Raw genomic sequence first — 21,422 nt, forward strand, 5'->3', positions numbered from 1 at the left:
CCAGCCGGGCGGGCCCCCGGCCCGCCCGGCTGGCAGTGGCGCGGCCCCCCTGTCCCGCGCCCTCGCCAAGCGCCTTCACCCGACCGCACGACCGCCATTTGCCGACCGCGCATCTTTACACCCGGCCCGTCGCGGGCCATTCCTCGACGGCGGCGGGGACCGGCGGGCACGGCCCGGCCCCCTCGCGCTGGCCGCCCTTGCCCCTTCGACCTGCCGCACGGCATTGTCGCAAACCGGGCCGCGCGGCCTGTCCCTGGGCAATCCATGCCCGTGCCGTCCAACGCATGAGAAAGGCCACCATGACCTCTGACACCCCCCTGCGCATCGCCCTGATCCCCGGTGACGGCATCGGCCCCGCCGTGACCGAGGCCGCCCTGCAGATCGTGTCCGCCAGCGGCGCGGCGGTCGAAACCGTCACCTTTCCGTGGTCCTGCGATCATTACCTCACCACCGGCGCGATGATGCCCGAAGACGGCATCGACACGCTGCGCAGCTTTGACGCGATCTTTCTGGGCGCCGTCGGCTGGCCCGCCCGCGTGCCCGATTCGGTGTCGCTGCACGGGCTGCTGCTGCCGATCCGCAAGGCGTTTGTCCAATATGCCAATATCCGCCCGCATCGCCTGCTGCCCGGCGTCGAAGGCCCGCTGAAAACCCGCGATTTCGACATCCTGTGCATCCGAGAGAATACCGAGGGCGAATATTCCGGCGCGGGCGGCCGGGTCCATGTCGGCACCCCGGACGAGGTCGCGGTCGAAACCTCGGTCTTTACGCGCACCGGGGTCGAACGCATCCTGCGGTTCGGCTTCGAACAGGCGCAGGCGCGGCGGGGCAAGCTGGCCTCAGTCACCAAATCCAATGCGCAGCGCCACAGCATGGTGTTCTGGGACGAGATCACCGACGAACTGGCCGCCGAATATCCCGACGTTCAAGTCACCCGCTATCACATCGATGCCATGTGCGCGCGGATGGTCATGGCCCCCGAGACGCTGGACGTGGTCGTCGCCTCGAACCTTTTCGGCGACATCCTGACCGATCTGGGCGCGGCCATTCAGGGGGGGCTTGGCTTCGCGGCCTCGGCCAATATCGATCCCACGCGCAAGGGTCCGTCGATGTTCGAACCGGTCCACGGCTCGGCCCCCGACATCGCCGACAAGGGCATCGCCAATCCGATGGCGGCGATCTGGTCGGCGGCGATGATGCTGGATCATCTGGGCCAGACCGGGCCCTCCGCCCGCATCATGGCGGCGCTGGAGGCCACCACCGCCACCGGCATCGGCACGCAGCCGGGCCGCGACACGACCGACGCCATCACCGCCGCCGTGCTGGGCCAGATCAAGACCTGACCCCTGATGCCCGATATCCCCCGTCCCCGCCGGGCGGGTCCGCACTGTCAGGCGCAGATCGGGGCATCGGGGCGGGGGACATCGGGCCGGAGGGCGCAGGACCGGGGGCACAGGATCGGGGGCCACAGCATCGGCGCCGATCACGCCTGCGCCTTTTGGCGTCACCGGCGGGGCCTGTGGCGGCCCTGCAACGCCCCGCGCATGTGCTGGCGCGGGGCTTGCAAAGCGATCCGGACATCGCCATCTTCCCGCTCAGCGGACCGGGCCCCTCTGGCGGAATGATCATCGATCATCCGCGATGTCGGACCGCATCGAGCGTGCTCGGTGTGATGGCGGCCCTGTCTTCCCCCATCCCTCCGCGCATGATGGCATTCTCGTGCGAGGGCATCGTGGATCTTTTACTTATCGACTTTCTGGGCAAGCCGCTGTGGATGTGGCTTTTGTTCATGTCGCTTGTCGTGGCGCTGCTGGTCTTCGACCTGGGCATCCTGAACAAGGACGACCATGAAATCGGCATTGCCGAAAGCCTCAGGCTTTCGGCAATGTACATCACCTTGGGCATCGCCTTTTCAGGGTTCATCTATTGGCAGATGGGCGGCGAGGCGACGGCGCAATATCTGACGGCCTTCATCGTCGAAAAGACGCTGGCGATGGACAATATCTTCGTCATCGCGCTGATCTTCAGCTTCTTCGCCATTCCGCGCGAATATCAGCACCGGGTGCTGTTCTGGGGCATTCTGGGCGTGATCGTGCTGCGTGGCATCATGATCGGTCTGGGCGCCACCATCGTCGAGAACTATCACTGGGTGCTGTATTTCTTTGCGGCCTTCCTGATCTTCACCGGCATCAAGATGCTGTTCGCCAGCGACGAACCCCATGACATGGCCGACAACAAGATGCTGAACTGGCTGCGCCGCCGCATGCGCGTCACCGACGAGCTGCACGGCCATGCCTTTACGGTCAAGATCCCCGACCCCAGGACCGGCAAGCTGGTCCGGTGGGCCACCCCCCTGCTGCTGGCGCTGATCGTCATCGAGGTCGCCGATCTGGTCTTCGCCGTCGATTCGGTCCCGGCGGTGTTCACCATCACGACCGATCCCTATCTGGTCTATACCTCGAACATCTTCGCGATCCTGGGCCTGCGGGCGTTGTATTTCGCACTGGCCGCGATCCTGCACCGCTTTGCCTATCTGAAATACGCACTGTCGATCCTGCTGATCTTCATCGGCTCCAAGATCTTCATTGCCGATCTGATGGGATGGGAAAAATTCCCGCCCGCCTGGTCGCTTGGCATCACCTTCTTCATCCTGACCGTGGGTGTGGTCGTGTCGCTGGCCAAGACCAAGGGTCAGAAGCCTCAGCCGCTGGAATTCGGCGAACCCCGCCACTGACCTCCGCGCCGCCCCCCGTTCGCAGGGGGGCGGCGTTCCCGACCGCCTCGACCAGATGCCGGATGCGATCATCGCCGCTCCCCTTTCATCTTGGCAAAAATATCCCGGGGGGCATCCCGGCACGGGATGGGGGGCTGGCCCCCCTTTCTGTCCCGCCTCCGCCCCACCCGCGCCCGGCACCCGCGCGACGACCTGACCTCTGGCCCTTTGGCCCTGCAGCCGTTACACCCCCAGTCATGCGCAAGATCACCCTTCCCGAACGCCCCGACCTGGCCGCCAAGGCCGCCGATGCAGGCTTTACCTTCGCCCATATGCATGGCGAACCCTATTGGGACGAAACCAGCGCCTATGAATTCCCGCTGGCCCGCATCGAAGAGGATATCGAGGCGCCCGCGACCCAGCTGCACGCCATGGCGCGCGAGGCCGTCGACCGCATCGTCGCGGACCCGGCGCTGATGGCCCGGATGGGCATTCCTGCAGCGCATATGGATCTGATCGTCGACAGCTGGCAGCGGGGCGAGCCCGAGATCTATGGCCGGATGGATCTGGCCTATGACGGTCACGGCCCCGCCAAACTTCTGGAATACAATGCCGACACGCCGACCTCGCTGTACGAAAGCGCGGCGTTTCAGTGGCAATGGCTGGAAGACCAGCTGGCGGCGGGCCATCTGCCCGATGGCACCGACCAGTTCAACGGCATCCACGAGGCGCTGGTCGAACGCTTCAAGACCCTGTTCCCGCCCGATACCGACATCCATTTCACCGCCGCCGCCGGCAATGCCGAAGATTACGCCACCGTCGAATCCATGGCCTGGGCCGCGCGCGAGGCGGGGATGGGCGCGCATTACAGCGATCTGGACAAGCTGGCCGTCAGCAAGGACGGGCAATTCCTGGACGCCGATGACAAGGTGATCGGCACGCTGTTCAAGCTCTATCCGTGGGAAGATCTGCTGGCCGATGATTTCGCGCGCCATATCGCGGGCTCGGGCTGCATGTTTCTGGAACCGGCCTGGAAATCGGTCGTCTCGAACAAGGGGCTGCTGGCGGTCCTGTGGCAGATGTTCCCCGACCATCCGAACCTGCTGCCCGCCTTCTTCGCCGATGACGTGGCCGATGCGCTGGTCGCAGGCGGGCGTCCCGCGCCCGGGGTGGCGGCAGCCTTCGACAAGGTCGCCGATCAGCTGCGCGCAGCCCATGTCGTCAAGCCGATCTTCTCGCGCGAGGGCGCGGGCGTCAGCATCGTCGAGGCGGGCGAGGTCACCGACCTGTCGTCCAACACCGATTACGACGCCCATCCCCGGATCGTGCAGGCCTATCACGCGCTGCCCGAATTCGACGGTTTCCGGCCAGTGATCGGCGCGTGGATCGTGGGCCAAGACTGCGCAGGCATCGGCATCCGCGAGGACCGGGGCCGCATCACTCAGGATCTGTCGCGGTTCAAACCGCATGTCATAGCACCGTGAAGCGGGGCTGAAGGAGGGGATATGAGGAAACGTTCCAGAACCGTCGCGCTGACCATCCTCGGCGCCGCCGCATTCACCGTCGCGGGCTGCCGCGAGGAACAGGTCGAGGCGCAGGCCTTTCCCGATCTGGCCAGCTGCCGCAGCGCCGCCTCGGATGGCGGGCTGGTCACGGCCGCGCAATGCGATCAGGCCTTTGCCGAGGCCGAGGCCCTGCATGTCGAGGCCGCCCCCCGCTATGACAGTCTTGCCGTCTGCGAGGAACAGCACGGCGCAGGCAATTGCGGGTCCGAGGAACAGCAGGTCAGCAATGGCGGTTCCGGCGGGATCTTCATGCCGCTGCTGGCGGGCTATCTGATCGGCTCCATGATGGGACGCGCGGGCGGTGGCACCGCCGCCGCGCAGCCGATGTATCGCAATGCGCAGGGCGGGTTCACCAACGCGACCCGCACGACGAATTTCGGCAGCAATGCGGGCCGCGCGCAGATGGGCTCGCAGACCTTCGCCCGTCCCGCCGCCACCGCAGGACAGGCACCGATGTCGCGGGCGACGGCCACTTCGCGCGGGGGCTTTGGCAGCGCGGGCGGGGCGCGCAGCGGCTTCGGCGGCTGAGGGCGCAGCCCGGGGTGCCACAGCGCCCCTGACCGCCCTGTCGCCAGGGACCGGAACCAATTTGTCGCATGGGCATTTCGCCTGTTGACCCCGGCCATCCCCGATGGCCCGATTGCCCCCGGACCGACGCCATCCGCGCGACAGGAGAGACGACCATGAAAGCCATCACCCCCCTTGCCGCGCTGCTGATCGGATTGGGCAGCGCCGCCGGCGCGCAGGACATTACCGTGTCCTCCAAGATCGACACCGAAGGCGGGCTTCTGGGCAACATGATCCTGCTGGCGCTGCGCGACGCCGATCTGCCGGTGCAGGACCGCCTGCAGCTGGGCGGCACGCCGATCATGCGCGATGCGATCACCTCGGGTCAGATCGACATCTATCCCGAATATACGGCCAACGGCGCGTTCTTTTTCAACGAGGCCGACAGCACGGTCTGGAAAGACCCGCAGGCGGGCTTTGACCGCGTGTCCGAACTGGACATGGAGCAGAACGAGATCGTCTGGCTGAAGCCCTCGCCCGCGAACAACACCTGGGCCATCGCCCTGCGTCAGGACGTGGCGGCGGAAAGCGGGCTGGAGACGATGTCCCAGATGGGCGAATGGATCGCCGGGGGCGGCACCGTCAAGCTGGCAGCATCGACCGAATTCGTGACGTCCGAGGCTGCCTTGCCCGCCTTTCAGGACACCTACGGCTTTGCGCTGACCCCCGATCAGCTGGTCCAGCTGTCGGGCGGCGACACCGCGGCGACCATCGCGGCTGCGGCGCAGCAGACCTCGGGCGTGAATGCGGCGATGGTCTATGGCACCGATGGCGGCATCGCGCCTGCCGGGCTGGTGGTCATGACCGATGACAGGGGCGTTCAGCCCGTCTATCAGCCCGCCCCGATCATCCGCGCCGAAGTGCTGCAGGCCTATCCGCAGGTCCGCGACATTCTGGCCCCGATCTTTGAATCGCTGGATCTGGAAACCCTCCAGGAACTGAACGGCCGCATCCAGATCGGCGGAGAGCCCGCCGCCACCGTGGCCGAGGATTACATGACCACCGCAGGCTTTCTGGACTGATGCCGGGCGGGCAGGCCCTGCGCCCTGACCGGCCGGGGCTGCTGTTCGCCGCGATCGGGCTGGCCGGGCTGGCCCTGCCGCTGGTCCAGTTCAAACCGAACCGCATTTTGCCGGGTGAAGGGATGACCCTGCCCTCGGCCCTTCCGTTTGGCCTGCCGCTGCTGCTGGCGCTTGGCGGCGTCCTGCTGCTGGGCTGCCTGCGCTGGCCGCCCCTTTGGCGATTGCTGGCGGCGGCGGGCGGGTTGGCGGCGGTGCTGCTGGCACTTGGTGCGGCAGCGCGCCACCTGACGCCACCCGACGATACGCTGGCCCGCATCGCCCCTGCGGCGGGGTTCTGGCTGCTGGCGCTGGCCTTCGCGCTGATGCTGGCCGATGCGCTGACGCGGCTGCGACCGGCACTGTGGCTGCGCTGGCTGCTGCTGGGGCTGGCGCTGGCCGGGGTGGCAGGGCTTCTGGCCTCGGGCATGCTGGACGGGGTGTCGGTCATGCGCGAATACACAGCCCGGCAGGACGTGTTCCTGCGCGAGGCGCGGGCGCATCTGCTGCTGGCCTTCGGATCGCTGGCGCTGGCATTGCTGGTCGGGCTGCCGCTTGGGATCGCGCTGTATCAGGCGCGGGCGTGGCGGGGGCCGGTTTTGTCGGTGCTGAACATCTTGCAGACCATCCCCTCGCTGGCGCTGTTCGGGGTGATGATCCCGGTCTTTGGCTGGATCGCCGCGAATGTGCCGGGCGCGGCGCAGGCGGGCGTGGCGGGGATAGGCATCTTTCCGGCGCTGGTGGCGCTGTTTCTCTATTCCCTGCTGCCGGTGGTGTCCAACACCCTGACCGGCCTCAACGGCGTCAACCCCGCCACGCGAGAGGCCGCGATCGGGCTGGGCCTGACCCGCACGCAGTTGCTGGTTCAGGTGCTGATCCCGCTGGCGCTGCCGGTCCTGCTGGCGGCGGTGCGCATCGTGCTGGTCCAGAATATCGGGCTGGCGGTCATTGCCGGGCTGATCGGCGGCGGGGGGTTCGGCACCTTCGTCTTTCAGGGCCTGAACCAGACCGCGATGGATCTGGTTCTGCTGGGCGCCCTGCCCACCATCGCGCTGGCCCTGACCGCCGGCATCGCCCTTGACCTGCTGGTCCAGTCCAGCGACAGGCCCCAATCCCGGAACACCCCATGATCGAGATCCGCAACCTGACCCGCCTGTATGACGGCAAGCCCGCCGTGGACGATGTCAGCCTGACGGTCGAACGCGGCCAGATCGCGGCGCTGGTCGGCACCTCGGGGTCGGGCAAGACGACGCTGTTGCGCATGATCAACCGGCTGGTCGAACCGACATCCGGGCAGGTGCTAATCGACGGGCAGGACACGCGCGGGCTGGCCCCGCATCTGCTGCGCCGCCGCATCGGCTATGCCATTCAGGGGCACGGGCTGTTTCCCCATCGCAGCGTCGCGCAAAACATCGCCACCGTGCCGCGCCTGCTGGGCTGGTCCCCGGATCAGATCCGCGACCGGGTCGATGAATTGCTGAGCCTGTTCCAGATGGAACCCGCAGCCTTTCGCGACCGCATGCCGCATGATCTGTCGGGCGGCCAGCAACAGCGCGTCGGCGTGGCGCGCGCCCTTGCCGCCCGGCCCGAGCTGTTGCTGATGGACGAGCCCTTCGGCGCACTGGACCCGGTGATCCGCGCCAAGGCGCAGGCCGATCTGCGCGACATCCAGCGCCGCTTGGGCACCACGCTGATCCTCGTGACCCATGACATGGAAGAGGCGGTGATGCTGGGCGACCGGATCGCCGTGATGGATCAGGGCCGCCTGATCCAATATGCCCCCCCGACCGAGATTCTGACCGCCCCTGCCACCCCCTTCGTGCGCGACCTGATCGGGCTGGATCAGCGGCCCTTCCACCTGCTGTCCCTGACCCCGGCCTTTGCGCTGGCGACCGAGGGACATGCCACCGGCCCCGCCATCGCGCGCGAGGCCACCTTGCGCGACGCGCTGGCCGAATGCCTGTGGAGCGGGCGCGACGCCCTGCCGGTCGAGGGCGGCGGCATCATCACGTTGGAGGCGCTGCGCGCCAGCGCCGCACCGCAGGCGCGGACGGCGGAATGAGTTTCGGGCGCATCCTGCTGGCAGCGGCAGCGCTGGTGCTGCTGGGCTTTCTGATCAGCCCGGACAGCTTTGCGGCGGTCTTTGCGCCCTTTACCCGCAACAACGCGCCCGCGATCTATGCCCAGACCCCGATCTGGTCGCTGACCCTGTCGCATCTGGCGCTGGTGGGGATGGCGGTGCTGGCCTCGACCGTGGTGGCGCTGGTGCTGGCGGTACTGGTCACCCGCCCCTCGGGGCGCGAATTCCTGCCGCTGGCCCGCACGATCACCAGCGTGGGACAGACCTTTCCCCCGGTCGCGGTGCTGGCTTTGGCTGTGCCGGTGATGGGCTTTGGCGCCGGGCCGACGCTGGTGGCGCTGTTCCTCTATGGCCTGCTGCCGGTTTTTGAGAACACGCTGGCCGGGCTGACCGGCCAGCCCCCGCAGGTGGCCGAGGCGGCGCGCGGCATGGGCCTGACCCCGCGCCAGCGTCTGTGGCAGGTCGATCTGCCGCTGGCCCTGCCGGTGATCCTTGGGGGCATGCGGCTGACGGCGGTGATCTCGCTTGGTACCGCGACCATCGGCTCGACCGTCGCGGCGCGGACTTTGGGCGAGGTGATCATCGCCGGGCTTTTGTCTTCGAACACCGCTTTCGTGCTGCAGGGGGGCATGGTCGTGGGCATCATCGCCGTCCTGATCCACGAGGGGTTCCAGTCGCTGGAACGCCGCGCCGCCGCCCGGATCGGCCAGGCGCGCTAGGGCGCCGCCCGCAAGGCCGTCGACAGCGCACCGGTCGGCGGGGGGATATCGTCAAAGCGGATCCCCGCCTCGATATGGCGCAGATGCTGGTCCAGCAGCGACAGGGCCCGCGCCTCGTCCCGCACCTCGATGGCTGTGGCGATGCGGGCATGTTCATCCTCGGCGCACAGCGTCGCATGACCCGAGGCATAAAGCCCGATGATCAGCGACGACCGCATCGTCAGCTCGTCCAGATAGCGCGCCAGAACCGGATTGCGCCCGATCCGCGCCAGCAGGATGTGAAAGCCCCGCGACAGCCGGATCGCGGTGGGACGGTCGTCATGGCCGCGCGCCGCATCCTCGGACGCCAGATGGGCGCGCAGATCGGCAATGTCGTCGGGCGTGGCCAGCCGCACCGCATTGCGGCAGATCGTCGTTTCGATCGCCCGGCGGGCCTGAAACACATCGCGGGCATCCTGCGGCGTCGGCGTCGCCACATAGGCGCCGCGATTGGGCAGATGATCGACCACCTGCCAGCCGGTCAGCATCGACAGCGCCCGGCGCACATGCACCCGGTTGCAGGCGAAAATATCCGAGATCGCCTGTTCGCCCAGCTTGGTGCCCGCCGGCAACCGCTGATCGGCGATCGCGTCCAGAATGCTGTCGACGATCAGGGTTTCCAAGGGCTTGTCCATCGTTCCAGATTTGCACCTTCGAAAGGCCACCGCAATAATCTTTCGCCTGCAAATAAGGCAGAAAGATATGTTTATTGATTGTTAACAATATGTGGTAACAATATGCGACTCAAGGAACGGAGACAGCAATGAAACTGGTCGTCATCAACCCCAACTCGACCGCCTCCATGACCGACAAGATCCTGGCATCGGCCCGTGCGGTGGCAGGCCCGGGGGTCGAGGTTCTGGCCCGCACCGCCCATGGCGCCCCCGCCAGCATCGAGGGCCATTTCGACGAGGTGATGGCCGCCGCCCATCTGCTGCGCGAGGTCCAGCAGGCCGAGGCCGAGGGCGCCGATGCCATCGTCGTCGCCTGTTTCGACGACCCGGCCATCGGCGCCTGCCGAGAGATCGCGACCGGCCCCGTCATCGGCATCTGCGAGGCGGCGATCAAGGCCGCCAGCATGATCGCCACCTCGTTCACGATCGTGACCACCCTGCCCCGATCGGTCCCGGTGATCGAGGAGCTGGTCCGCCGCTATGGTCTGGATCACCAGTGCCGCCGCGTGCGGTCCGCCGCAATCCCCGTGCTGGCGCTGGAAGAGCCAGGATCGAACGCCCGCCAGCTGGTCCGCGCCGAGATTCTGCGCGCCATCGACGAGGATCGCTGCGAAGCGGTCGTGCTGGGCTGCGCGGGCATGTCCGACCTGACCGCATGGCTGAGCGACGAAACCGGCATCCCGGTTATCGACGGCGTCACCGTCGCCACGACATTCGCTCAGGCGCTGGTCGGCGCCGGGCTGAAGACCTCCAAGATCGGGGCCTATGCGCGCCCGAACCAAAAATAAGAAAACCGCCACATCCTTCAACAGGGAAACCCGACAATGACCCAAGGAACAATGGCCGCCCAAGGGCTGGCAACGGGACCGGACGACAAAAAGATCGGTCAGGAATCACTGGCCCCCCAGCAGGTGCGGATCATGGACCCATGGTCCTATCTGTTCGCATGGCTGGGCGGCTGCGTCAGCATCGGCACCTTTACCGTGGGGTCGGGGCTGGTCGGCACGCTGAACCTGTTGCAGACCGTGCTGGCCATCGCCATCGGCTGCACGGTGATCGGCTTTGCGCTGATGATCAACGGGCGCGCCGGTCATAAATACGGCATCCCCTTCATGGTACAGGCGCGATCGGCCTATGGGTTTTCGGGCACCCGCCTGCCCGCGCTGGTCCGGTCGGTCCCGGCCATCGTCTGGTACGGGTTCCAAAGCTGGATCGGAGCGGGGGCGCTGAACCTCGTGTCGGAAACCATGTTCGGATATTCGAACATCTGGGTGTTCTTCATCGGCTTTCAGTTCCTGCAGATCGCCCTGTCGGTGCTGGGTTTTCACGGCATCAAATGGCTGGAGAACATCGGCGCCGTCTTCATCATCGGGGCGCTGATCTATATGTTCTTCAGCGTGATCAGCCGCTATGGCGACCAGATCAGCACCAATCTGATTCAGGCCCCCGGCACATGGGGCGCGCCCTTCTGGGGGGCCACGATGCTGTTTCTGGGCGTCTACTCCACGATGATGCTGAACGTGTCGGATTATTCGCGCGAATTGCAGCATCAGGTGGGCGGCGTCCGGCAGGTGGCGATCTATGCCAACTCGATCCTGCCCGCGACGCTGTTCATGGGGCTGATCGGGCTGATGGTGTCATCGGCCACCGGAGAGGTCGATCCGATCCGGGTCTTTTCCAGCGCCGTGGACAATCCGATCCTGCTGGTGGTGACACTGCTGTTCATCGCCTTTGCACAGGTCACGACGAACATTCTGAACAATGTCGTGCCCCCCGCCTATGCGATGATGGACGTGTTCAAGCTGCCCTACAAGGCGGCGGCGGTGATCGTGGGTCTGCTGGCCTTTGCGACCTTTCCGTGGCTGCTGGTGCGCGACGAATCTGCCGCCGGGCTGGGGCTGTTCATCCGCACCTACAGTGCCTTTCTGGGGCCGATCTTCGCGATTTTGGTCGTGGATTACTATGTGATCCGCAAGCAGAACCTGAACCTGACGCATCACTACGACGCAACCGGCCCCTATCGCGGCTGGAACCCCGCCGCCGTCATCGCGACGGTGATCGGGGTGGTCGTGGCGCTGATCTTTTCCGCCATCAGCTGGTATGCCAGCCTGATCCCGGCGGGCCTCAGCTATTACCTGCTGATGCAGTATCTGCCCGCCGCGCAACGCTTTCGCGCCTGATGCCAAAGGCCCCCGCAGCCCGTGCGGGGGCCGTCAGGCTTACGCGGGCGTCACAGGCTTGGCGTGCCAGATGTCGCGCATATAGCCCCGGATCGTGCGATCGGACGAAAAGAACCCCGACCGCGCGATGTTCAGACAGGCCATCCGGTCCCACGAGGCCGGATCGGCATAGGCCCGGTCCACCGCCCGCTGCGCCGCGAAATAGCTGTCGAAATCGGACGCGACTAGGAACGGATCGTCGTTCCACGTCCGGTCCAGCAGCGAATACCAGCTTTCCGCACGCCCGAACCGCCCCTCGGCGATCAGTTGCAGGGCGATCTTCATATTCTCGCTGGCCTCGATGGCGGCGCGGGCATGGCCCGGGCGGGCCTTTTCCGCCGCAGCCTCGGCGGCGGTCAGGCCGAACAGGAAGAAATTCTCGGGGCCGACCAGTTCGCGGATCTCGACATTGGCACCGTCCAGCGTGCCGATGGTCAGCGCGCCGTTCATGGTGAATTTCATGTTGCCGGTGCCCGATGCCTCTTTCCCCGCCGTGCTGATCTGTTCGGACAGATCTGCGGCGGGGATCAGATCCTCGGCCATCGAGACGTTGTAGTTCGGCGGATAGGCGATCTGCAGAAACTCGGACGTGACCGGGTCATTGTTGATCGCGGTGGCCACGTCATTGATCAGATGGATCACCGATTTGGCCAGCCAATATCCCGGCGCGGCCTTGCCGCCGAAGATCTTGACGCGCGGCGTCCAGTTGCCGTTCGGCGCCTCGTGAATGCGGTGCCACAGGGCGATCGCCTCGAGGATGTTCAGCAGCTGGCGCTTGTATTCATGCATGCGCTTGACCTGAACATCAAAGATCGCATCGGGATCGGCCTTGACCCCAAGCCCCGCCAGCAGACCATCCGACAGGGCCACTTTGTTCGCGCGCTTGGCGGCGCGCAGCTGGTCCAGGAAGGCCGCATCATGGGCAAAAGGCTCCAACCGGTTCAGTTGGTCCAGATCGCGGGTCCAGCCGGTGCCGATCGTGTCGTCCAGAAGCCCGGTCAGCGCCGGGTTCGCCATGCGCAGCCAGCGGCGCGGGGTCACGCCGTTTGTCTGGTTCACGATCCGGTCGGGATGCAGCCGGTGCAGATCGGCAAAGACCGTGTCCTTGACCAGTTCCGTATGCAGCGCCGAGACGCCGTTCACCCGGCCCGCCATGATGAAGGCCAGCTCGCCCATATGGACCTGATCGCCATGCACGATGCCGATATGGGCGGGGCGACCGCTGGTCTTGCGGTGATCGTCGTCGATCATCTGGATGATCTGCATGTGGCGCGGCAGCACCCGGCCCATCAGCCAGGTGGACCAACGTTCCAACGCCTCGGGCAGCAGGGTATGGTTGGTATAGTTCAGCGTCGCCCGCGCCAGATCGCGCGCACGCTCGAACGGCAGGCCGTGATCGTCCATCAGAAGGCGCATCAGTTCCGGCCCGGCAATCGCGGGATGGGTGTCGTTCAGCTGGATGGCCACCTTGTCGGGCAGCAGATCCAGATCGCCATGTTCGGCCATGAACCGCGCCATGATGTCCTGCAGCGCCGCCGAGGTCAGGAAATATTCCTGCTTGAGCCGCAATTCCTTGCCTGAATCGGTGGTGTCGTCGGGATAAAGCACCCGCGAAAGGGTCCGCGCCAGTGCCTCGGGCTCTGCCGCGGCGGTGTGATCGCCGGCGTTGAAACGCTTCAGATCCAGCAGCGTCGTCGGCAGCGCACCCCACAGGCGCAGGCTGTTGGCCCATGTCCCCTCCCACCCGATGACCGGCGTGTCATAGGCCCGCGCGATCACGCTTTCGCCCGGACGCCAGACGGCGCGGCCATCGACCGTCTCGACATGGCCCTTGAAGCCGACGGTATAGCTGTAATTGATGCGCACGAATTCCCAGGGATGGGGCTGGTTCAGCCAATCCTCGGGTGTTTCGACCTGCTGGCCACCTTCGAAGCGCTGGCGGAACAATCCGTGTTCATAACGGATGCCATAACCGAAGGCCGGGCAGTTCAGCGAGGACAGCGATTCCATGAAACAGGCCGCCAGCCGCCCCAGCCCGCCATTGCCAAGCGCGGCATCGGGCTCGTCGTCCAGAATGACCTGCTGGTCCAGACCCAGCAGGCCAAGCGCCCCGGCCATCGGCTGATCCAGACCCAGATTGACGATCGCGTCGCCCAGAATCCGGCCGATCAGAAACTCCATCGACAGGTAATAGACCCGCTTGGCACCCTGATCGCGGGCGGCGCGGATGGCACCGACCCAAGGCCCGACCATCAGGTCGCGCACGGTATAACTGACCGCCAGCCGCCAGTCGAAGACGGTGGCGAATTCCGGGCCGCGACCCTGCGTATGGGTCAGGTGATGCAGGATCTGGTCGCGCAGATCCTCTGCCGTCAGCACTTGGGTCACAATCAGCCTTTCCGGGTTTCGTCGCACCCGCAGGGGGACAATCATTTATCAAGATCGTGGTGACAGCTTTCGCCATCCCTGAAAAGTCCCAGATTGACGCCGCCCCCCGTTGGTGGGGCGTGGCGGGCAACGCTCTGCCGGGATGGGCGCATCACTGCCCGCACGGCGGGCGCTGGCCTGTCTCAGCCGGGGGCGGCAGGCGGCACCAGCACGAAGGCCGCCACGCTTTCGGCGGCGATCGTCTCGGGCGACTGGCCCGCCACGTCGGGGCTGTCGTCGCGGGCGCTGTCCAGTCGCCTGCGCCACTGGCCCTGCGCGACCTCGGGCAGGACCACCTGCGCCTCGGGACCGTTGTTGAAGACCAGAAACACCGCCCCCGGCAGCGCCGCATAGCCGGGCGTTCCCGAGGCCATGCGCATCTCGGCGGTCAGCAGGCGGCGGTCGGGGTCGTTCCAATCCTCGGGCGTCATCGGCTGGCCGTCGGCACGGCGCCAGAACAGGTCGGGCAGCCCGTCCTGTTCGCGCGGCTGGCTGTGCAGGAACCGCTTTTGCCGCAGGATCGGCTGGCTGGCGCGAAAGGCGATGGCCCGGCGCACGAAAGCCAGAAAGGCCGGATCGGCGCCGTCCCAATCGACCCAGCCCATCGGGTTGTCCTGCGCATAGGCATTGTTGTTGCCACCCTGCGAATTGCCCAGTTCGTCCCCCGCCAGCAGCATGGGCGTGCCCTGGCTCAGCAGCAGGGTGGCGATCAGGTTGCGGCGACGGCGGTCGCGCCGCGCCCGGATGGCGGGATCGTCGCTGGCGCCTTCGACGCCCATATTGTCGGACAGGTTGTGGTTGTGGCCGTCGCGGTTCTCCTCTCCGTTCGCCTGATTGTGCTTGTCGGCATAGCTGACCGTATCCATCAGCGTGAACCCGTCATGGGCGGCGACGAAATTGACCGATGATGTGGCGGGCCGCCCGTCGTGATCGAACCGCGCCGCCGATCCGGCCACCCGCTTGGCCAGCTTGCCGATCAGCCCCGGATCGCCGCGCCAGAAGCCACGCACCTGATCGCGGAACCGGTCGTTCCATTCCGCGAAGGGCGCGGGATAGGCGCCCAGCTGGTAACCCCCTTCGCCGATGTCCCAAGGCTCGGCGATCAGCTTGACGCGGTTCAGGACCGGATCCTGCCGGATGGCGCGAAACAGCGGCGCGTCGCGGTCGAAGACGCCCCGCGTGCGCCCCAGAACCGAGGCCAGATCAAACCGGAACCCGTCCACATGCATCACCTGCACCCAGTATCGCAGGCTGTCCATCACCAGCCGCAGCGCAAAGGGATTGTCCAGATTCAGCACATTGCCCGTGCCCGCATCATTGACGTAATAGCGCGAATCATCGGCCAGCCGGTAATAGGCGGCATTGTCGAGGCCGCGAAAGGACAGGGTCGGGCCCAGCTGGTTCCCCTCGGCCGTGTGATTGTAGACGACGTCCAGAATGACCTCGATCCCGGCGGTGTGGAACCGGGCGACCATCTGCTGAAATTCGGAGATATCGCCGTCGCGCAGATACCGGGGTTCGGGCGCGAAGAACCCATAGGACATATAGCCCCAGTAATTTGTCAGCCCCTTGTCGGTCAGGAAGCGGTCATCGGCAAAGGCATGGACCGGCAGCAGTTCCACCGCCGTCACGCCAAGCCCGGTCAGGTGATCCAGCACCGGGTCCGAGGCCATCGCCAGATAGCTGCCGCGATGGGCGATGTCGGGGCGCCCGGCGGTCAGGCCCTTCACATGCGCCTCATAGATCACGGTTTCGGACAGGGGGCGATGCAGGGGGCGGTCGGCGCCCCAGGCAAAGCTGGGATCGACGACCACGGATTTGGGCATGTGCTGGGCGCTGTCGCGGCGATCGAAGGACAGATCAGCCTCGGCATGACCGGCGCGATAGCCGAACAGCGCGTCATGGGCGGCGGGCCTGCCGGTCAGCCGCTTGGCATAGGGGTCGATCAGTAGCTTGTTGGGATTGAAGCGATGCCCCTCGGACGGTTTATAGGGGCCGTGCACCCGGAACCCGTAGCGCTGGCCCGGTCGCAGCCCGGCGATATGGCCGTGCCAGACGTGGCCATCGCGTTCGGGCAGGTCCATCCGCACCTCTCGGTTGCGGTCGTCGAACAGGCACAGCACCACCCGGTCGGCATGGTGCGAAAAGACCGCAAAATTCACCCCCGCCCCGTCAAAGCTGGCGCCTAATGGGGTCGGCTGTCCGGCGGTCATCGCAAAGCGTTGGGTCATTCGGGGCCGTTCATCTGCGTTCACTCATCTATCGGGCCCCGGGCAGGGGCAGCGCCCGGGGCAGTCGGGCCGACCCTATCAGCGATCGGTAAGGAATGCGTAAAGATCGGCATAGGCCTGCGCCGAGCGGTCCCATCCGACCGGATGGGCCATCGCATTCGCCTGCAGCCGCGACCATGTCCCGGTGTCGCGGTACAAAACCCCCAATCGGATCAGGGCGTTGCGCAGCGCGCCTGCGGTGACCGGCGAAAACTGGATGCCCGTCGCCACCCCCTGCGCCAGCCCGGCGGGCGAGGCGTTGATGACCGTATCGGCCAGCCCTCCGGTCAGCGCCACCACCGGCACCGTGCCATAGCGCAGCCCATACATCTGCGTCAGGCCGCAAGGCTCGAACCTGGATGGCACCAGAATCGCATCGCCCCCCGCGATCAGCCGGTGCGAGAACGCCTCGTCATAGCCGATGCGCACGGCCACCATCGGATCGGCGGCGGCCTGCAGGAACGCCTGTTCCAGCCCCGGATCGCCCGAGCCCAGAACCGCCAGCTGCCCGCCCATGTCCAAGAGCGTGGGCAGGGTTTCCAGCACCAGATCCAGCCCCTTTTGATGGGTCATGCGCGAGACGATGACGCAAAGCGGCCCCTCGGCCGGGGGCAGGCCCAGTTCGGCCTGCAGCGCGGCCTTGGCCGGGGCCTTGGCGGCGGGGGTGGCAAAGGGGATGATCGCGGGATCGGTGGCCGGGTTCCACGCGGCGTCGTCGATACCGTTCAGGATGCCGTGCAGGGCGTCGCGCCGCTGGCGCATCAGACCGCCCAGCCCCATCCCGAATTCGGGGGTCATCAGCTCTTCGGCATAGCTGGGCGACACGGTGGTCAACGCATCCGCCCCCACCAACCCCGCCTTGAGCGCCGAGACGGCGCCGTAAAATTCGTACCCCTCGGGGTGAAAGCGCCACGGGTCCAGATGCAGCGCGGGGATGCGGGCGGGATCGGTGGCGCCGGTAAAGGCGATGTTGTGGATGGTCAGGACGCTGCGCACGTCCTGCGTACCCATTGCGCGCAGATATTCGGTCGTAAAGCCCGCCTGCCAGTCATGCCCATGCAGCACCTGTGGGCGCCAGCCACCCGCGCCATGGGCCGCGACATGGGCCCCGACCCAGGACAGGGCCGCAAAACGTTCGGGATTGTCCGGCCAGTCGCGCCCGTCCGGCCCCTGATAGGGGCTGCCCGGACGCCCGAACAGATGCGGCGCGTCGATCACCAGCAGGTCCAGACCGGCGGCATGGGCCTGCAGCAGGATCGCGGGACCGCCGAACAGATCGTCAAAGCGGTGGACGGCCTCGGGTTCGGACAGCGCCGCCATGACCGCCGGATAGCCGGGCAGCAGGGTGCGCATCCGCACCCCCACCTTGGCCAGTGCCCCGGGCAGCGCACCCGTGACGTCGGCCAGACCGCCGGTCTTGATCAAGGGCGCGCATTCCGAGGCGACCGACAGTACCTGCATCACAACCCCGCCGCCCGCCGGTCCAGCATGTCCTGCGTGATCAGCGTGATCCCGCCTTCGCTGACGCGGAACCAGCGCGCATCCTCGACCGGATCCTCGCCCACGATCAGCCCTTCGGGGATCACCACGCGGCTGTCGATGACCACGTTTTTCAGCCGCGCATGGCGATGCACGGTCACATGGGGCAGCACCACCGCATGATCCAGAATGGCATAGCTGTTGGTATGCACCTCGGTGAACAGCAGCGAATTGCGGATCTCGGTCCCCGAGATGATGCAGCCCCCCGACACCATCGACGAAATCGCCACGCCCCTGCGGTCGGCCTCGTCATGGATGAACTTGGCGGGCGGGGTACTTTCGGAATAGGTCCAGATCGGCCATTCCCGATCCCACAGGTCCAGTTCGGGCGTGAAATCGGTCAGGTCGATATTGGCCTGCCAGAAGGCGTCGACCGTGCCCACATCCTTCCAATAGGCAGGCGCGCCGGGCTTGCGCACGCAAGAGGTGTCGAACCGGTGCGCCATGGCCTTGCCGTTCTTGACAATGTCGGGGATCAGGTCGGTGCCGAAATCATGGCTGGAATTGCTGTCCGCCGCATCGCGCAGCAACAGGTCGCGCAGGAACGGCCAGCTGAAGACATAGATCCCCATCGAGGCCAGCGCCTTGTCGGGTTCGCCGGGCATGGCAGGCGGATCGGCAGGCTTTTCCAGAAACGAGACGATGCGACCCGTGTCGTCCACATCCATCACGCCAAAGGCCACGGCCTCCATCCGCGGGACGGTCAGACAGCCCACCGTCACATCGGCGCCGCTTTTGACATGCTCGCGCAGCATGATCTCGTAATCCATCTTGTAGATGTGGTCGCCCGCCAGGATCACGATGTAATCGACATCGTAATCATCCACGATGTCGATGTTCTGCGTGACCGCATCGGCGGTGCCGCGATACCAGTGTTCGTCGGACACGCGCTGGCTGGCGGGCAGGATGTCCAGAAACTCGTTCCGCTCGGCACGAAAGAAGTTCCAGCCGCGCTGGCAATGCCGGATCAGGCTGTGGGCCTTGTATTGCGTGGCGACCGCGATCTTGCGGATGCCGGAGTTCATCGCATTCGACAAAGCGAAATCGATGATCCGGGTCTTGCCGCCAAAGAACACCGCCGGTTTGACCCGGCGGTCGGTCAATTCTCTCAGCCGACTTCCCCGGCCCCCTGCCAGCACAAAGGCCATGGCCCGGCGTGTCAGCCGTTGTGTTTCCACCATTCTGGGCTCCTCCCCATCGAATATGTCAGTCTTTGGCCAAATCGTCCGGGTCAACGGCCTCGGCACCGTCGGGATCCCCATCTTTGGCATCCCCTCTACCGGCCCCCTCACCTGCACCCGCACCGGCCACGAAGATCACCACCGACAAGGGCGGCAATGTCACGGCCATCGATGCCGGTTGCCCGTCCTGCCCCGGGCCGTCGGCCTGAACGCCGCCCAGATTGCCCATGCCGCTGCCGCCATAGACCAGGGCATCGGTGTTCAGGGCCTCGCGCCAGTGACCCGCCAGGGGAACGCCGATGCGGAAATCCGGGCGCGGCACGGGGGTAAAGTTGCAGACCACCACGACCGGCGCGTCGCCCGCATCACCACGGCGGATCCAGGCAAAGGTCGATTGCGCGGCATCGGTCGCGATCCACTGGAACCCCTCGGGTTCGGCGTCGCGGGCATGCAGCGCGGGCAGGCCCACATACAGGCCGTTCAGATCGCGGACCAGCGCCTGCACGCCCTGATGCAGGGGCTGACTGGCGGCCAGCCAGTTCAGTTCGCCGTTATGGTTCCATTCCTCGGGCTGGGCGAATTCGCAGCCCATGAACAACAGCTTCTTGCCCGGATGCCCCCACATGAAGCCGTAATAGGCCCGCAGATTGGCAAATTGCTGCCATTCGTCGCCCGGCATCTTGTGCAGCAGGCTGCCCTTGCCATGCACCACCTCGTCATGGCTGATCGGCAGGATGAAGTTTTCCGAATAGGCATAGGTCAGCCCGAAACTGATCAGATCGTGGTGATAGCCCCGATGCACCGGATCGCGGCTCATATAGCGCAGCGTGTCGTTCATCCAGCCCATGTTCCACTTGAACCCGAAACCCAGCCCCCCGGCATCCACGGGGGCCGAGACCTTTGGGAACGAGGTGCTTTCCTCGGCCATGGTCATGATGCCCGGCGCCTCGCCATAGGCGGTCACGTTCATTTGCTTCAGAAAGGCGATGGCCTCGTAATTCTCGCGCCCGCCATCCTTGTTGGGCACCCATTCCCCCGCCTTGCGCGAATAGTCGCGATACAGCATCGAGGCCACCGCATCGACCCTGAGGCCGTCGATGTGATATTCCTGCAACCAGTAAACGGCATTGGCGATCAGAAAATTCTGCACCTCGACCCGGCCATAGTTGTAGATCAGCGTGTTCCAGTCCTGATGGAACCCCTCGCGCGGGTCTTCATGTTCATAAAGCGCGGTGCCGTCAAAGCGTGCCAGCCCATGCGCATCGGTCGGAAAATGCCCGGGCACCCAGTCCAGCAGCACGCCCAGACCGGCCCGGTGCGCGGCATCGACCAGATCGCGGAACTCGTGCGGCGGACCAAAGCGGATGGTCGGCGCGTAAAGACCCACCGGCTGATAGCCCCATGATCCGTCAAAGGGAAATTCGCTGACCGGCATCAACTCCAGATGCGTAAAGCCCATATCCTTGACATAGGCGACCAGTTCCCGCGCCATCTCCTGATAGGACAGGGGCCTGCCACCGTCATCCATGCGCCGCCGCCAGCTGCCCGGATGCACCTCATAGATGCTGATCGGGGCGCGGCGGTCCTGCGCCCCGGCGCGCGACGCCATCCATGCGGCGTCCTTCCAGCCAAAGCCGGTGATGTCGCGCACCACACTGGCCTTTTCCGGCGGATGCTGGCTGCCGAAACCCACCGGATCGGCCTTTTGCAGCACGCCGCCCTGCGCATCGAGGATCTCGTACTTGTACTGAACCCCCTCGACCACGCCAGGCATGAAAATCTCCCACACGCCCTGACCCACGCGGCGCATCGGATGGCGGCGTCCGTCCCACCGGTTGAACTGGCCCACGACCGACACCCGCCGCGCATTCGGCGCCCAGACCGCGAAATGTGTGCCCCGGACGCCCTGATGGGTCATCACATGGGCACCAAGCGCCCGCCACAGATGGCGATGCGTGCCCTCGGCCAGCAGATGCAGATCCATCTCGCCCAGAACCGGCCCGAAGGCATAGGGATCGGAAAATTCCCATTCCGCCCCGCTGCCCGCCTGCGCCCGCAGCCGGTAAGGCCCCTCGGGGATCGGCCCCGCGAACAGGTCGCCCGCCACGCGCGGCAATTCGACCGCCCCGCCATCGGCAATGACCGACAGCCGCGCCAGATCGGGGTGATAGACCGTCAGCCATTGCCCCTCGGCCAAAGGCCGCGGCCCCAGCAGCGCAAAGGGTGTGTCGCAGCGCCCCTGGCTCAGCGCCAGCTGCTGGTCGGGACTGATCTGCATCGGCTGTGTCTCACTATCCATGCGCCCCACCTTAGAGCCGTGCAGGATTTCAGCAATCCGCTGCTTGACGCGCTTCGCACCTTTTTCGCGCCG

The 21,422-nt window shown here is 66.0% G+C and carries 16 protein-coding genes; 10 read left to right on the plus strand and 6 right to left on the minus strand.

All coding sequences use genetic code 11. The features are described from left to right. Positions 1-299: 299 nt before the first annotated feature. The 8 genes from EG885_RS16910 to EG885_RS16945 all read left to right on the plus strand — a co-directional run bounded on the left by EG885_RS16910 (position 300) and on the right by EG885_RS16945 (position 8,702). Entirely contained in the window at positions 300-1,343 is a 1,044-nt protein-coding gene (locus tag EG885_RS16910; RefSeq protein WP_131576819.1) for a tartrate dehydrogenase, read from the plus strand. A gap of 389 nt (positions 1,344-1,732) precedes the next feature. Next, positions 1,733-2,734 carry a TerC family protein gene (locus EG885_RS16915; protein WP_131576821.1) on the plus strand — a complete coding sequence of 334 codons (1,002 nt, stop codon included), beginning with the start codon at positions 1,733-1,735 and terminating at the stop codon, positions 2,732-2,734. A gap of 236 nt (positions 2,735-2,970) precedes the next feature. Beyond that, the gene (locus tag EG885_RS16920) at positions 2,971-4,197 is read left to right on the plus strand and encodes a glutathionylspermidine synthase family protein (protein ID WP_131576823.1); all 1,227 of its coding nucleotides are present in this window, start codon (positions 2,971-2,973) and stop codon (positions 4,195-4,197) included. A 21-nt stretch (positions 4,198-4,218) separates the two neighbouring features. Continuing rightward, positions 4,219-4,806, plus strand: a complete 588-nt coding sequence (locus EG885_RS16925) for a DUF1190 domain-containing protein (protein ID WP_131576825.1) — start codon at positions 4,219-4,221, stop codon at positions 4,804-4,806. A 155-nt stretch (positions 4,807-4,961) separates the two neighbouring features. Next, positions 4,962-5,867 carry a glycine betaine ABC transporter substrate-binding protein OsmF gene (gene osmF / locus EG885_RS16930; RefSeq protein ID WP_131576827.1) on the plus strand — a complete coding sequence of 302 codons (906 nt, stop codon included), beginning with the start codon at positions 4,962-4,964 and terminating at the stop codon, positions 5,865-5,867. After that, entirely contained in the window at positions 5,867-7,033 is a 1,167-nt protein-coding gene (locus tag EG885_RS16935; protein ID WP_131576829.1) for an ABC transporter permease, read from the plus strand. The genes osmF and EG885_RS16935 overlap by 1 nt, the downstream gene beginning before the upstream one ends. Beyond that, positions 7,030-7,965: an ABC transporter ATP-binding protein gene (locus EG885_RS16940; RefSeq protein ID WP_131576831.1), complete on the plus strand. Its 936-nt coding sequence runs from the start codon at positions 7,030-7,032 to the stop codon at positions 7,963-7,965. The genes EG885_RS16935 and EG885_RS16940 overlap by 4 nt, the downstream gene beginning before the upstream one ends. Beyond that, on the plus strand, positions 7,962-8,702 hold the full coding sequence (locus EG885_RS16945) for an ABC transporter permease (RefSeq protein WP_131576838.1): 741 nt from the start codon (positions 7,962-7,964) through the stop codon (positions 8,700-8,702). The genes EG885_RS16940 and EG885_RS16945 overlap by 4 nt, the downstream gene beginning before the upstream one ends. Here the strand turns inward: EG885_RS16945 and EG885_RS16950 are convergent. Continuing rightward, complete coding sequence (locus tag EG885_RS16950) at positions 8,699-9,364, minus strand: GntR family transcriptional regulator (RefSeq protein WP_242679714.1); 666 nt, start codon at positions 9,362-9,364, stop codon at positions 8,699-8,701. The genes EG885_RS16945 and EG885_RS16950 overlap by 4 nt on opposite strands. 140 nt (positions 9,365-9,504) lie before the next feature. Here EG885_RS16950 and EG885_RS16955 point away from each other — a divergent pair, with 140 nt between their 5' ends. Both EG885_RS16955 and EG885_RS16960 read left to right on the plus strand, forming a co-directional pair. Next, entirely contained in the window at positions 9,505-10,203 is a 699-nt protein-coding gene (locus EG885_RS16955) for an aspartate/glutamate racemase family protein (protein WP_131576845.1), read from the plus strand. A 36-nt stretch (positions 10,204-10,239) separates the two neighbouring features. Then, entirely contained in the window at positions 10,240-11,595 is a 1,356-nt protein-coding gene (locus tag EG885_RS16960; RefSeq protein WP_131576848.1) for an NCS1 family transporter, read from the plus strand. A gap of 39 nt (positions 11,596-11,634) precedes the next feature. Here the strand turns inward: EG885_RS16960 and EG885_RS16965 are convergent, their stop codons facing one another. The 5 genes from EG885_RS16965 to glgB form a co-directional block, all read right to left on the minus strand. Further along, positions 11,635-14,067, minus strand: coding sequence for a glycogen/starch/alpha-glucan phosphorylase (locus tag EG885_RS16965; protein ID WP_131576851.1), 2,433 nt, complete (start codon positions 14,065-14,067; stop codon positions 11,635-11,637). Between the two features lie 137 nt (positions 14,068-14,204). Then, positions 14,205-16,292, minus strand: a complete 2,088-nt coding sequence (gene glgX, locus EG885_RS16970; protein WP_131576853.1) for a glycogen debranching protein GlgX — start codon at positions 16,290-16,292, stop codon at positions 14,205-14,207. Between the two features lie 78 nt (positions 16,293-16,370). After that, positions 16,371-17,792, minus strand: coding sequence for a glycogen synthase GlgA (glgA, locus tag EG885_RS16975; protein WP_131576855.1), 1,422 nt, complete (start codon positions 17,790-17,792; stop codon positions 16,371-16,373). Then, entirely contained in the window at positions 17,792-19,051 is a 1,260-nt protein-coding gene (gene glgC, locus EG885_RS16980; RefSeq protein WP_131576857.1) for a glucose-1-phosphate adenylyltransferase, read from the minus strand. The genes glgA and glgC overlap by 1 nt, the downstream gene beginning before the upstream one ends. Positions 19,052-19,076: 25 nt before the next feature. Continuing rightward, positions 19,077-21,350: a 1,4-alpha-glucan branching protein GlgB gene (gene glgB, locus EG885_RS16985; protein ID WP_242679717.1), complete on the minus strand. Its 2,274-nt coding sequence runs from the start codon at positions 21,348-21,350 to the stop codon at positions 19,077-19,079. Positions 21,351-21,422: the final 72 nt, after the last annotated feature.

It is taken from the genome of Paracoccus nototheniae, from assembly GCF_004335005.1.
Taxonomy (GTDB): Bacteria; Pseudomonadota; Alphaproteobacteria; order Rhodobacterales; family Rhodobacteraceae; genus Paracoccus; species Paracoccus nototheniae.